The sequence below is a fragment of the Coleofasciculus sp. genome (assembly GCF_046565525.1).
Classification (GTDB): Bacteria; Cyanobacteriota; Cyanobacteriia; order Cyanobacteriales; family Coleofasciculaceae; genus Coleofasciculus.
This window is the reverse complement of the sequence record NZ_JBKHUP010000016.1, coordinates 16488-31633: the sequence shown is the minus strand read 5'-3', so window position 1 is coordinate 31633 and position 15146 is coordinate 16488. Positions and strand designations below refer to the sequence as shown.

9 protein-coding genes are annotated in these 15146 nt (G+C 46.9%); 1 reads left to right on the top strand and 8 read right to left on the bottom strand.

All coding sequences use genetic code 11. The annotated features are described in order from the left end of the window. Positions 1–97: 97 nt before the first annotated feature. The 8 genes from ACLGGO_RS08085 to ACLGGO_RS08050 all read right to left on the bottom strand — a co-directional run bounded on the left by ACLGGO_RS08085 (position 98) and on the right by ACLGGO_RS08050 (position 13965). Positions 98–1384, bottom strand: coding sequence for a glycosyltransferase (locus ACLGGO_RS08085; RefSeq protein ID WP_446418910.1), 1287 nt, complete (start codon positions 1382–1384; stop codon positions 98–100). Between the two features lie 101 nt (positions 1385–1485). After that, positions 1486–2565 carry a glycosyltransferase family 4 protein gene (locus ACLGGO_RS08080; protein WP_446418948.1) on the bottom strand — a complete coding sequence of 360 codons (1080 nt, stop codon included), beginning with the start codon at positions 2563–2565 and terminating at the stop codon, positions 1486–1488. 359 nt (positions 2566–2924) lie between these two features. After that, positions 2925–6455, bottom strand: a complete 3531-nt coding sequence (locus ACLGGO_RS08075; RefSeq protein ID WP_446418909.1) for a COR domain-containing protein — start codon at positions 6453–6455, stop codon at positions 2925–2927. A 740-nt stretch (positions 6456–7195) separates the two neighbouring features. Next, positions 7196–7417, bottom strand: coding sequence for a hypothetical protein (locus tag ACLGGO_RS08070; protein ID WP_446418908.1), 222 nt, complete (start codon positions 7415–7417; stop codon positions 7196–7198). Between the two features lie 385 nt (positions 7418–7802). Continuing rightward, positions 7803–8423 (bottom strand): restriction endonuclease subunit R, encoded by a 621-nt coding sequence (locus ACLGGO_RS08065; protein WP_446338815.1) that lies wholly within the window; start codon positions 8421–8423, stop codon positions 7803–7805. 207 nt (positions 8424–8630) lie between these two features. Beyond that, positions 8631–11483, bottom strand: a complete 2853-nt coding sequence (locus tag ACLGGO_RS08060; RefSeq protein ID WP_446418907.1) for an NACHT domain-containing protein — start codon at positions 11481–11483, stop codon at positions 8631–8633. A gap of 370 nt (positions 11484–11853) precedes the next feature. After that, positions 11854–12489, bottom strand: a complete 636-nt coding sequence (locus ACLGGO_RS08055) for a hypothetical protein (RefSeq protein ID WP_446418906.1) — start codon at positions 12487–12489, stop codon at positions 11854–11856. 234 nt (positions 12490–12723) lie between these two features. Continuing rightward, positions 12724–13965, bottom strand: a complete 1242-nt coding sequence (locus tag ACLGGO_RS08050; RefSeq protein WP_446418947.1) for an SUMF1/EgtB/PvdO family nonheme iron enzyme — start codon at positions 13963–13965, stop codon at positions 12724–12726. 261 nt (positions 13966–14226) lie between these two features. Between ACLGGO_RS08050 and ACLGGO_RS08045 the strand changes: the two genes are divergently transcribed. Beyond that, positions 14227–15102: an alpha/beta fold hydrolase gene (locus tag ACLGGO_RS08045; protein ID WP_446418905.1), complete on the top strand. Its 876-nt coding sequence runs from the start codon at positions 14227–14229 to the stop codon at positions 15100–15102. Positions 15103–15146 lie beyond the last annotated feature (44 nt).

The following is a 15146-nucleotide window of genomic DNA, read 5'->3' as shown; positions in this document are numbered from 1 at the left end:
TTAGGTGAGGGGCGGGTTTAGTCAAATTTCGGAAAAGTGCCAAACATTTATCTGTAAAACCCGCCCCTACAGATTGTTTCCTTCTGCGACTTCTACCTTAAGAAACTTGCATCAATTCCTCCTCGACATCAACAGTCGATTGACTCAATCCCTCTGAAGGAACGTACAAGATGCAAGGATTTTGCACATCTGGCACAATTGTACTCAGAGAACCCGCTAATCGGCGACGGTAGATATCACTCAAATGCGCCGCCACCCGATTCCAACTCAATGCAGAGGCTGTCACATCCGTTGTCTGTCGTTTTAATCGTTGCGCCAACAACTCATCTACTAAAACTCGATGGATAGCTTCAGCGAATGCCGCTGCATCCCCTGCAGGGACTAACAAACCCATTTCCCCTGGCACAATGGTAAAGCGTAATCCGTCCACATCCGAGGCGACAATGGGTATCTTATACGCCAGTGCCGCGATCGCAGCTAATCCAAACGGCTCATATCGACTGGGAATAATGCAGACATCGGCGGCGGTGTAGTAGAGCCAGTGTTGATCTGAGGGAACAGATTCAATCAGAATAACCTGTTGCTCTAGCTCAAATTGGTGAATCCATTGCTCAACTCGCTCTCTAGCCTGGGGATTCTGATCAGGACTAACAATCAAGCAACGCAGTGAATTTATCGTCTCTGCTGATGTGCGATCGCGGTATAATTTCAGCGCGGTTATCAGTGTATCAATCCCTTTACTCGAATCAAGCGTACCCACATACAGCAACACCTGTTCATTGGCACAAAGCCCCAATTTCGCTTTCGCCTCTGACTTGGACATCCTGGGGGATGGTTGGGCGCTAAAGCAGCAATCTGGGGACATGAGAATCACTTGATCGACTTCTGGTGTGATCCGATTCTTGCTAATCCCATGATTTTGATCCACTGAACGGATCTTACTGCCTTGCGGCTTATCCGTTAACCAATTAGTGTGGATTAATTGAATTGCTGTCGATTCTTTTAATTTTAACCCCACTTGAGCCGATAGCCAATCCTGGGTATGAATCAGAGGATAGTGGGTTCCTTCTTTGGCTTGAAACGCTTGAAATGCTTTTACAAATTCAGGCAAGTATTCAGGGAATTGATCGCGACTTAGCGGCTTTTCCCCATTCACTGTCAAGCGGATGATGCGACAGTGAGGTGCACTCCATTCAATCTTCGGTTGCTCAGGATGAGTTTGCGGAGTAAACCAATCGATTTGCCAGCCGAGTTTTGTCAGTGCTTGGCTAAGCTGATGAAAAGGAGTTAGGCGTTTATTTTGTCCATCTTGACACGGTTGATGGACAACATCCTGACCCATGGAAAGCAAAGCCAGGGGTTGTCTATGAACGGTTTTGTTCATGATTCACCTCATTCTATTTTATCTTATCTCTTCTGTCGGGTGCAGAAGGTTTAACCTATGTCTTGAAACCTTCTGCCTTCTGCCATCTGCCATCTATAAACTTAGCTAGCTAGAAGCGTGGGGACGTGCAGATGACCATTGTGAGCAAACCGTTCTGCTAGAATTTGGTTGTAGACGGCTTCGTATCCATCAACCATGTGTTTCACTGCGAAGTTGGTTTCAACATGTTCCCGACAGGCGTGTCGATTCAGTTGAGGTATTTTCGCGATCGCATCCACGCATTCATCGACTGTATCGCAGAGGAACCCTGTCTTTCCGTGAACGATAATTTCTGGGGCTGAACCTAATGCCATGGCAATCACCGGAGTGCCAGATGCCATAGATTCAATCATCACCAGTCCAAAGGGTTCGCGCCAGGTAATCGGGAATAGCGTCGCTACCGCACCTCCCATCAATTCATTTTTCTTTTCGTGATTGGCTTCACCCAAAAACTCAATTTGTTTACCATCAATTAAAGGTTCCACTTCCGCCTCAAAAAAGGCTCGATCTTGGGGATCAACCTTACCCGCTATTTTCAAATGCCATCCGGAACGCTTGGCAATTTCAATCGCTAACTTGGGTCCTTTTTCCGGGGATATGCGCCCAACAAACGCCAGATAGGGCGGCTGTTTGGGCTGAGAGTAAAACGTAAACCGTTCGGGTGCGATCGCGTTATAAACCGTTGCCACATAATTCAGTCCCAACTCAGGGCGCTGCTGGGAATTGGAGATGCTGACAAAATGTTGTTGACGATGCTTGGTAAAAAACTGCTCAACTAATGGCGAAAATGTACCATGAATCGTATGCACAACTGGCGTTTTTGTCAAGTTCGTGTATGGAAGCGCCGGGTAATCTACATGAGAATGAATCACATCAAATTCATTAGCTCGTTCAAAAACTTTGCTCAACTGCATCTGCTCATAAATGGCGTATTCTTGATGCGTTACGTCGAGAGAACGCAAGGCTTTTTTACATCCTGGTTCCAACCTTGCCAGTGTCTCTGAATCACCGGATGCAAACAATGTTACCTCATGACCCCGACGGAGGAGTTCATCAGTGAGTAAACTCACCACTAATTCTGTACCACCATAAGCTGGGGGAGGTACACGTTCCCACAACGGTGCAATTTGAGCAATCCGCATTTTGAAAATTTCCATTAAATTCCCATTTAAAGTGAGATGGAATGAAGAAACGTTAGTAATTTGGGGTTAATTAACGTGGCGCTGGTCACTTCAACAAGGGTTATCTTCGGATTCGCGACCTTGTTTGTTACAGGTGTATAGAGCAAATTATACCAAATTTTACTCAGGGGGAGCTAGTTTTGCCAATTCGTGAACTCTACCCCTGACAGGTAGGGAAAACCGTATCAGTAACCGTTACATTGTCGATAGAACAGCTAAAGCTTTGACGCCTAAACCCACTCCCACTACGGGATTAGGTGTTGTTCACTGTCCCGATTAACTGAGTCCCATTCCCCGCCCCGACAATAGGTTGATTGCCATTACAACCCACTCATAATTCTACCATCCTTCGCTCGCATATAAAGCACAGGTGTGGCAAAATCAGGCTTATCTAATCCGACTTCCATGGAAATAGCATTACGGGTAGTCTGAATCGCCCCATCTAGTGTCCAACCGAGGGCGAGGGTACGATAAAATTCATCGGCAAATAGTTTGGCTGTGGTGTCGAGAATCGAATATTGCATGGCGATAACTCCAGGGATACCACGTTGCACTAAATTGGGGGCAATTCCGGCAAAAACCTGGTGGGAAGATACGGCTGCACCTTGACAGGAATTTAGCACGGCTAACCCTAGATTACGGTTACCTAAAAAAAAGTTAGCAAAGGTTTCATCATTGACAAGTTTGGAATTATTATCTTGATCAACGAGGGCAATATATCCCTGATTATTCTCAAAGACGCCGTGACCAATAAAATGGAAGACTTGATAGGGTTTCTCCCGTAATTTCTGGTTAATGTTGCGGATGGTGGCGTCTGATATGACATCTAACTCAATTTTACCCACTGCAATGTGTTTGGCGAGGGCGTCACGAATTAGACGTTCTTCTCCGGCGATATCTAAGGGGGGGAGATTAGTTGGGCTGGAAATTACCAGTAAGACATTCAGGGGAAGACTGGCAGATATTAGGTCACGCTTTTGTAAGGGAATATCAATATATCGGGATAGGGCGGTTTCAGTGTTATTGGCGAGGAAGGTATTTGTGCTTTCGTCGTAGAGAAATTCCCAGGGGAGGGCGGCGAGTTCTGGTAATTCAAAGCGTAAGCGTAAACGCAGGTTATGATTGTTCGCTTTGGCGCCAGCGAAGGTGGCTCGAAATTGACCGTGAATTTTGGCGGGGAAGAGGGCTTGATAGAGTTTATTTCCTAGGGTTTTAAGTAATTTCTGATTGGTTTGTCGCGATTCAATTAGTCCCAGCGCTAGTTCAATTTCATTGGAGTCAAATCGGAATTCTCCCCACTCCTCCCCCTGTTCTGAGGAAGCGCGAATTTGGCGGTTGGCGGTGACGACAAGTTCAAAATCTCTGTAGTTATGATTCATGGTGTTTGCCTGGGGGCGTGGGGATTGGGAACGGTTTAAGGATTGGTTTCTGTCTTGGTCGAGTTCTTGTTGTAATCGGGAAGATTTGGCGCTATCAAATGGTGAGTCTATCCATAATTTCTCTTGCGGGTAGGGGGAGAGGTTTACCTCATCAATTAAACGGCGTACATCCACCATTTGATAACTCTCTTCACACTGAACCTGATAGTAACCTGCGTTTAAGCGTTTGCGGAGGTTATCCAGGGGATAGGAATAGGGATTAGGACTGCTTAAGCATTCGTCACAGTTACAGGGAACTAGGGTATTATACTGCAATCGTTCATAAGAGGCGTGGATTTTTTCCAGTTCATGGGTAATCACCGCCAGGAGTTCTTTCTTCCGGTTTCCCGATACCCGGATTTTAATCTGGCGTTGATAGTAATACTCAATAATTTCAGCGCGGGTTTGGTATTTGTTGAGGATAACGCCACTGCGCCAGACGCGGGTTTGGTTTTCTATCCAGGGATGGGTTTCGACAATGAAGCGGGTGAGGATTCCTTTGGGCATAAAGTCGTAGTCATAGCGCAAAATTAGATTATTTTGCTCATCCCAATCGTAGTCGGGTTGATTGATATCTAAAAGTTGGGGGGCGATGTAGGTATTCGTCTGATTGGGGATGGGGTAGCAGAGTTTGAACCGGATCATTAATTGCAGCAGTTCATCCTGCATTTGGTTATACTTATCGTCTTGCCAAATATCAGCGAGGGTGTCTTGGGTAAAACAGCCGAGATTTTTCTGGACGGTGGGATTATCTAAAACGTTATAGACGGCGGTAGTTCCCCATTCCGGTTTGAGAATAATATAGTGTTTTAGGGTGGGGTCATCTTGGAAATGTAGGCAAACGCCGAGGTCATGTAAATAGCGACTGAGGCGCTGCATATCTTTGCGGTCAGTTAATTGATTGCGGCGGCAAATTTGGTAGTAGTCTGGTTGGGTGATATAGTTACGGGAATCGTTTTCTAATACTGCACGAACCCGCACCCAGAGTGTCGGTAAAGGTGTGCCTACATGGGGGAGGCGGGTGATGTATTGTTCAATGGCATCTTTTATTTCAGTCAGTCCGCGATTGCTGGCAAAGTTGGCGGGGATAACCTCTTTGAGATTCGTGAATTCTCCCCGAAGTTGGCGTTCGTTAACCGGACATTGACGGTCTTGTTTTTCATTCTTGATAATTAAAACGGGGCTATTGTCGCTGAGTAGTTCAACGACTTTTAGCCACCAGTAAAAATCGGTGTTTTCTTTGCGGTCATCGGCGACTAAGGCATAAAGGGAACGTTTTGTGAGGAAGAATTGGTGAGTTTGGTGATAGATTTCCTGTCCGCCAAAGTCCCAGATATTGACGCGAAAGTCTTCTCCGTTGGCGAGGAAAAAGTGCCATTGGATGACATCAATTCCTTGGGTGGATTTTTCATCGGGTTGGAGTTGGTAGGTTTCGCTTTCGATTTTCTTGGCTAAGGTGGTTTTTCCGGCTGCGCCTTCACCGACGATGATGAATTTGGCTTCATAGAGGGGGGCGGTTTCGTTGGGGTCTTGGATGCGGAAGTAGAAGTCGAGGATTTCTTGGACATCGCCGGGAGGTTTGAACAATCCTTTTAACCCTAAAATCTCTGGGGGGATAGGGAGGGGATTGCTGCGTAAATCTAGTGTTTTCAGGTTTCGCAGTTGCCTGATTTCCGGCGGCAGTTCTTGGATATTATTGCTGCTGAGGGAAAGGGTTTGCAGGGAGGTGAGTTGAGCAATTTCTGGGGGCAGTTCTTGGATATTATTGCTGCTGAGGTAAAGGGATTGCAGGGAGGTGAGTTGACCGATTTCCGGCGGCAGTTCTTGGATATTATTTCTGCTGAGGTCAAGGGATTGCAGGGAGGTGAGTTGAACGATTTGTGGCGGCAGTTCTTGGATTTTATTGTTCCAGAGGTTAAGGGATTGTAGGGAGGTGAGTTGACCGATTTCGGCGGGCAGTTTTTGGATATTATTGCTGTCAAGGTCAAGGGATTGCAGGAAGGTGAGTTGAAGGATTTCGGCGGGCAGTTCTTGGATATTATTGCCGCTGAGGTCAAGGGATTGCAGGGAAGTAAGTTGACCGATTTGAGGCGGTAGTTTTTGGATATTGTTGCCGCTGAGGTTAAGGGATTGCAAGGAAGTAAGTTGACCGATTTGAGGCGGTAGTTTTTGGATTTCATTGTAAGCAACCTGAAGTTCTTCAAGCTGATAAAGCTGTCCAATTTCCCTAGGTAAGGCGCTTAACTTGTTTCCGATCATCCCGAAATAACCCTTATCGTGATACCGATATTTACCCAGAATCAGTTTTTTTAGGTGAGTCAGCTTGCCAATGTCCGGCGGTAGCACGGTTAAATCGTTGCCAGAGAGGTCAAGTTCTGTCCATTCCTCCCGCGCCGCCTGTTCAATGAGTTGGAGTAGTTCGTCCTCTGTCATCAGCCAGTCTTGAATCCTCTTGTCTTACTGTAGCCGATGGGGGAGATGGGGAAAAGGTAACAGGCAACAGGCAACAGATCAAAGCCGCTACTCGCCCATGGACAGGGCGACGCGATCGCATAAATTAAATGGAGTGGTGTTGTTAATTAATACCAAGTTGCGTTCTATCATGTCTAGGAAGAGCGAAGCGTGACGCTTGCGCGATAGCGAAAGCGTTGCGGTAGCGAAAGCGTTGCGGTAGCGAGGAACGAGCGTCGGAACGAGCGTCGGAACGAGCGTCAGAATCTGGGCAGATGCTTCGCGTCACTCCGTTTCACTGCGTTTTGCTCAGCATGACAGATTCTACCTTAGACTGCAACTTGGTATAAGCCAAGCGGGTCGCCCCAAAAGATGATAGGTTTTGCCTTGGGTCTTAGGAATGTGCCAAGGAGAGAGCGATCGCATCTTACTTTTCCCCCTCATCCCCTAACCCCAACTCCATCCCCCCTGGTGGGGAGAAGGGGAAGTAACTGTAACCAAAAACTTGGACACCTCTGGACATTGTTGGATATTTTGTCCAGGTGTTGTTGTGTTATAATGAACGCAAGCGAAAACCAAGCTAAAAATCTTAGGGCTTGAGACCCCGTAACAAAGCTTTTAAGAGTAGCGCACCTGTAAGGCAGGCGGTTGAGAAATCCAGCATACCTTAATGGCGCTGAAAATAACGGATTAAAGCAGCAAAGCTTCTCAAATTACTACAATTACTGACTTTGAGTAGGGCGAGTTTCGTCCGATTTTAAGCCTGTGGACTGGTTGAGTGCCGACACCGCCAGGGTGAAGCAGGAAGCAATCCGGATAATGTCTAACAAGATCCAATGTTGTCTAGCTTTGTCCAAGTGTTGTAGAACGGAAACCATCACTCTCACGTTAGCTATGTTTGTTTCCATCACCCGACTCAGATAAAGAAAACTTTTAGACTTCACGCTTACGTTTTAATATTCTAAAGCGAATCCGATTTAGGAGGGGCAGAAAATGTCACAGGCAAATCCTGACTTGCTCTGGGTTTGAGGATGTAGTATCATAATTTTAAATGCTGTATTGTGTTCTTTTTATAGCCAATTTTTTACTTAAAACCCTTAGATGCCTTGATCCGGCGTTATTTATTTCTCCCTAGCGTCAGAAAAGCTTAAATACTACAACTATATTGCATAACCTAATTTCCTAGACGCATTCCGGGGTAGATTTGACAAAAAAGCCAATTTATGCATCTGTTTTCTACTTCAAAACAGACAACAGGGGAAATCGGGATACAATGATCCACCTGTGAGAGGAAGTGCGATCGCAGGTTCATGACCCCAACAACCCCACTTAAAATCGAGCCAACTGCTGGAAAATCCTCAGCACCGTATATAAATCATTACCCGGATTCAGCAATGAAAATAACCGAGATAACCCGTACTGGGGCGACTCCCCAGGAACCAATTTGATAAAAATAAAACTTCCGCCTGTAGTAATCATGCCAAAACTCGGCTGTTCCCGATCAGGATTTGCCAACATATAAGACAGGATTTGTGCTAATCCAGCTTCAATCGAAAACTCCACTTGTTTGGATTCAATCACCATCACCCAAAAGGTATCTTTTAATACCAAAACATCCAGGGTTCCGGTAACCATTGTCTGTTCATCTTCTGTGGTAATCTTCACCGACTTTTCCGCTTTGACATGAAAAGGGGCTAAGTAAAATCCACCAATAAACAGCAAGGGGTCAAGAATTGCCATTCTCACCACACCTTCGAGCATGGGGGGATAATTGAGCAAGTTAAAATATCCCGCTTTCACCTGATCCAGTTGTTGCTTTTGTAAATCAGTAATTTCTGGCAGATTCCCTTGCCACTCTGGAAAAAATTGCGGATCATGGGTAAGTTGCAGACCAAAATTAGTCCTTAGTTCTCGCAGGGTAACATCTCTGGATTGAATCGTTTGAACCATCTGTCTTTCCCCCTACTTAGTAGCCTAATCTTATCCATTGGTATCCTGCGATCGCGAATTGGTTTGAGACGGGGCGATTGAAAACGTTTTATGTAGGGGCGGGTTTGACGATTAGCGTTTTTGACCTCACCCATAAGCAACTAAACCCGCCCCGACCAAGTTCTAAATTTTCTCCCCTCCACCCTTGTGCACCTGTGCCCCTCTGCTTCATCGCGTCCCACTCAACTTCCGCCCTAACCGACGCAATCCCCCCATAGCTCCTACCAACTCCGGATACACCGGCACCAATGGGGACTTCTCCCGACTAAACCGCACCGCCAACGTGCGAATCAAGGTCAAGATTTCCGGGCGTTCAATCTCCGCGATCGGCAATTGCAATAACGCCTCCAATGTCTGCGGTGTACCAATCCGACTTAATGCCATTGCCCCTTGCTCCCGGACAAACCAATCCTGATCCTTGAGCAAGGGCATTAATGACTGCAGGGCGGGTGCAGTACCTATACGTCCCAAGGCTGTCGCCGTTGCACCTCGGATATCGCCATCGCTATCCTTTAATAAGGGAATTAACGCCTGTAGCGCCGCCGGAGTCCCAATTCTGCCCAATGACTCAATCCCCTGTTTTCGCACCCGTTTATCCTGATCTTCCAACACAGGGATTAACGCCGTTAACCCGGGGGTTGTCCCCATCCGCCCTAACGCCGCCGCTGCTTCCTGACGCACCACCGGATCAGTATCTTCTAACGCCGGAATTAACACCTCCAACGTCTGGGGATTTCCCGATCGCGCCAAAGCCTCAGCCGCTTCTTCCCGTACCACTGGATCAGCATCTTGCAGCGCCGGAATTAACGCCTCTAAAGTTTCCCTTGTCGCAATTTTCCCCAATACCATCGCCGCTTCTTGGCGAATCTGATTCTGGGGATGATTCAAAGCCTGGATTAACGCCTGCACTACTGTCGGATTTTCCAGATGAATCGCGCCACTGGCTTGCCAACGGACAAAGCTATCCGGGTGATTGAGCACCTTAACCAATTCCTGCAGGGCTTCTGGTGTACCAATCTGCGCCAATGCCATCGCCGCTTCCCCCCGCACATAACTATCATGATCATGGAGGGCAACAATTAACGCCTGTATCGCCGCCGATGTGCCAATCCGCCCCATCGCCGCAGCGGCTTCACCCCGAACCACGGTATCCTCATCCCGCAGGGCGGGGATTAAAGCTTTCACGGTTTCGGCATCGCCAATATAGCCCAAGGCGGTAGCGGCTTCCCCGCGCACATACCAAGGTCCGTTATTCAGGGCTTTAATTAACGTGGCGACGGCTGGGGGAGTGCCAATTTGACCCAAGGCGGCAATTAATGCGGCGACGAAATCCTTGCGGGTATAATAGTGTTTCTCATCCAGTTCTTGCTGTAACTTTTGTGCCATCTGGGAATTGGTTTGCCCCAAGGCGACAACGGTGGAAGCAATGAAGCCAACGAAGGGGTAATGATGCCACAACTCATAAATGTGGTCAATCACTTCGGTGATTAAGGGATGAGACAATTGCTCACATTCGGCGATCGCACGTCCAGTTAACAGTAATAGGGTGGAGAAGATATCATCTTTTTCCTGAACAATGCACTCGAGTAAGGGAATCGGATCATCCATCAATCCCGCCAGTAACGTGATACTTTGATGCCAGTCATACTCCCACAAATGGGCTTTCACCAACGCCATCCCCTGACTGGGATTCTCTTGAATCTGCCGTCGTAAATAACAGGCGGTTAAATAATCCTGAGTAATCCGGTGAATAAACACATAACGATCGCCTTGTTGGGTCAATCGATGCAGAATCCCCTGTTCTCCAGATAATTGTACTAGAAGTTGGGCGGGGGTTTGTTGGCTTAAGGGTTCTAACCCCTGATCCTGGGCGAGGGCGTTGGCGATTTCCTGTTTCAATTCCTGGGAATCAAACACATCTTGCCCTTTACAGGTCAACTGATAAGCCAAGTCTTCCAATAAGCGGATTTTCATCCCACTCTCTTGCGCCCGATGGTGCGTCCATTGACTCAGGAGATACTCGACGGTTTTCTGATAAATTTGACCACGACGGGCGGGTAATGTCAGGACTTGCTCATAATATAAGCTGCACAGTAAATAAAGTAATCGGGGATTTTGTGCCAAGCCGCGCAGTTGGGGATTTTGTCGCAGTTGTTCAATTAAGCTAGCCGCAGAAATCCCGTCCTTTTCTGAATCCGTGCCATGTTTAAACCAGGTATGAATAAACCGTTCAATCTGGGGTTGACTCAAGGGAATGATTTCGACTTCCTTTGCCCCATTAATAAACGCGCCGCCATACCCGACTATCCGCGAGGTACAAATAATCGGACAGGGATGGGTTTCCAGGAATTGGTTGAGTTTAGCGGCTAAAGCATTGCGATCGCGTTTGGGAACTTCATCTAAGGCATTGAACAACAACAGACATTTCCCCTGACGCAATTTCGCCTCTAACCAGGGTTGAATATCTACCCAGGTTGTGGGATAATCGCGTTGAACTAGGGATGCGATCGCGACCGTAATATCATCAGCGGTTTCATCCAAATCCACTAAGCGGATAAATAGGGGAAAAACAACATCCTCAACGGTAATTTTGGCATCCACCAATTTTTGCCGTTCACCTGCTGCTTTCAATGCCGCTTCCCGGCGCAGTAGCGCACTTTTACCCATTCCTGGATCAGCCAAAACCATCAGGCGCTGATAGTTTTTCTTCGCCTGTTCCCAGGGAACGCGATAACGTTTGGCTTCCACGTCGCGACTTTTAATCGCATAAGCGCGTTTAAGTTCAGCCTCTGATTCGGCGTATCCCCAGAAGGTTTCCACCTCATGGCGATAATTGCGTTCGCGAGTAACTTGAATTGGGATATAGAGGGATTTACGGGGAATCGGGTGTTGGGTATGTAAAAGGGTTTTATATTTAAAATGGGATTCGATATCCTCCAGGAATCGGCAAACCGACTCGATTTTCGGATCACGGTTCAGTGGGCGAGTGTCCTCGGTGTGGGTATCATGAGAACTAATCATAATCTTACCCCTGTTGATTAAAGCGGTTTTGTATCAATCTGAAAAGCTATAGAGCTGACTGACTTATGGATGCCACGCTTCGTGCCTACTACAAACGAACGAACCTGGGTGCAGTCAGGACTATGTATCCTTGTGGGAGTTGCGATCGCGTTTATTCTGGATGGTCTTAATTAATGACTCAAAGCGGATCGCTATACTATGATCCTATAATTATATCCGTTATGATTCTAGGTTTTCATCCTTGAATCCAATTCTGTCAGTCTGAGTGGAGTCGAATACTGTCATTGGAGAGTGAAGCGAAGCGAAGGAACTGAAGCGGAATGAAGAATCTGTGCAATTCACTTGAGATAAAAGATGATAAAAATAAAGGTTAAGTCAAATCGCGTCTAATTTGTGCGATCGCACAATTCAACCCTTCACTGTGAATCCAGCCCACATAACCCCCATAAACCATTCGATCCTGACTATCCGCCACAAAAACATGGTCAACGCCTAAGGGATTTTTCCAGGTTCTCACAGCTGCACCATCCCTGAGTCGAATAATCGGATTAGACTGCTTAAAATCTCGGTGATGTGCAGGAGTCATACCCGGAACCCGTTCTAAAATTGCGATCGCGTCTTGAGTCACATCTGTTAAATAAGCATTCACTACAGTGTCACAACCACACCCATCCGTTACTGTCGCTTTTAACCTATCCTTAATATCCCCATTAAACAGGGAAAGCGCCTCAATCTCCTCAATCAACTTCCCATGAGGTTCACTCTGGCGTCGCTGACAGTAAATCGCCGTGAGTAAATCCTCAAGCCCCACCTCAGCTAACGCATCCGTAATCAATCCCGTCAATCCCAAAACCGCAATTCCGCCTAACATTCCCGCCGGACCCCCCAGAAAGGCTAAAGCCGCCGTGATAGCCGCCGCCCCCGACAATCCTGTCGCCGCCATCGTCACCACCAGAATCACCCCAGGTAATCCCAACGCCGCAATTTTTTTGACAACTTCATCCATTTTTATGCCCTCCCTTCAGCAGCAAAGTCGTTAATAGGCAAAGGTTTAGAAATAGAAACAATAGTGTTTAAAAAAACGGCAACTCATCTGGTATAGCAGTAGGCACATCGATTAGGACAAGCAAACTGTTGTAGAGACGTTCCGCCGGAACGTCTCTACCATAAGATGTGTCCTAACTGCTATGGCGGTTGCTATAACGGATAATGCAATATTTCAAGGGTAAATCTCTTCTAATTATCCATCCACCGCACAGCGAAACCCAGCCAAAATTTGACGCACACTGGGATAATACCAATTACGGAAACTACACCGCATCGCCCACGGACGAGTTGTCCAACTACCGCCGCGCAAAACCCGATGTTTGCCATCAAAATAGGCTTGAGAATAGCCGCGATAGGGATAACTGACAAATCCTTTGTATCCATCAAACCAACTCGCTGTCCATTCCCAAACATTCCCCAGCATGTCATAGCAACCTGATGGACTTTGCCCTTGGGGATAGGCATTAACGGGAGTGGTGTGTCCTACCCTATTATCGTAGTTACAAGCATAAGATGTGGGTTCCGTATCACCCCAGGGATAGATGCTCCGACAAGCCTTTTGTGAATCCCAACTCGCTGCTTTTTCCCATTCAGCTTCACTGGGTAATCGCTTGCCAACAAAATTAGCATAAGCCTCGGCTTCATACCAACTCACACCATAGACCGGATGATTATCCCAAAAAGGTTCATCAGACCAATAGAGGGGATAGGCGACAGGATTATCTTGTAACCACTTCCATCCTTCCACAGACCACCAATTATGATTTTGATATCCCCCAGCTTCAATAAAGGCGCGATACTGTTGACAGGTAACCGGGTAGCGATCAATCCAGTAGGTGTTTAAAAAGACGCGATCGCACGGACTTTCATTATCCATCGCATCAATCCCATCGCTTCCCATTTCAAACTCACCCGCCGGAATTTCTATCATCTGTCCTTTATCTGGGGTCTTATCACCTTTAGGCTCAAAGGGATTATTCAGGACTAATGACCTAGGCGTGCGCCCAGTTTGGCAAAGGGTATTATCATTAGCAGATAAGCGGTGTAATTGCAATACAAAGGCAATAGTTTCAGCATGTTGACTCTCATGTTGAAGTAACCACCGCCATAAACGTTCTTGGTGATCCAGGGGCGCAATTTCTAGATAGTCAAAGACTTGAGTTCTCACAATATCCAGATAGTCCTGAATTTCTGCCAGAGACGGTAATTTTTGGCGATCGCACTTGGGTAAACCATCCGCCGCAAAGAGCCGATGATACTCTGGAAACAGGGGTTTGTTGCCAGCATAGCGTTCTAGAATCCAATAGGCTTCCGTAAAAGCAATGTGACCCAAATGCCAACCCACGGGACTAAATTCCGGATGAGCTTGTCGGTAAAATCTGGTCTCATCAATGCCTTCAATGATAACTAAGGTACCCATGCGGCATTTTTCCATCTTTTGATAGATGCTTTTTTTGCAAGCATGAATTGATGTAAACGTCACAATAGTCTCCCACTCCAACTAGACTAGTTTTGGCACAACTTTTCCAGTTTCTGGCGAATTGGGTTCACAAGCAAGATATTTCGTCCATCCCGGCGGAAATTTCTCACCATCTGGCGTGTGTTCAGTCAAAGGCTTTCACTATCGTGTCTTTTCAAGTAAGAATATTATGGTAAGCGCAACGACATAGAGCAAATAACAAATGACATAGAGCAAATGACCAATGACAATTTCCTTCCCGCCACAACCCAGCAGCTTACGGAATCTACATCAATTGCCCTCGCCCGTGCGATCGCACGCCACGATCTTCTCACACCCCTTACCCCCCAACCCATTGCGACAACATACATCCAGCAGGGACAGGGGGGAACACCCATCCTGTTATTGCATGGCTTTGATAGTTCCCTCTTAGAATTTCGCCGCCTGTTTCCCCTATTAGCGGAACACCAGGAAACATGGGCGGTCGATTTATTAGGATTTGGCTTTACCGATCGGGTATCTGGGATTAAGTTTAGCGCCAGCGCGATCGCGACTCATCTCTATTATTTCTGGAAAACCCTAATCCAAGTCCCCGTCATTCTGGTTGGGGCGTCGATGGGAGGGGCGGCGGCGATTGATTTCACCCTAACCTATCCCCAAGCGGTGAAAAAGCTGGTATTGCTGGATAGTGCAGGTTTCACCAGTCCCCCACCCATCGGCAAGTTCCTGTTTCCACCCTTTGATAATTGGGCGGTTGAGTTTCTGCGGCGTCCCAAGGTGCGAGAAACTATTAGTAAAAACGCCTATTTTGATCCGACATTTGTTTCTGCCGATGCCTTACTGTGTGCAGCGCTGCATCTAGAAATGCCGGGATGGCATCGGGCATTAATTTCATTTACCAAAAGTGGGGGATATCCACCCTTTGGTCAAAAACTTAGCCAAATTCAGCAGCCGACGTTGATTTTATGGGGAAAAGATGACCGGATTTTGGGAACAAAATATGCCCACAAGTTTGAAGCCGCCATTCCTAATTCTCAACTAATCTGGATTGATGACTGTGGTCATGTCCCGCACCTAGAAAAGCCGGAAATAACGGCAGAATATATACGGTAATTTACTGGCAATGAGAAGCAATAAGTCATAAGTCATAGGTTGGG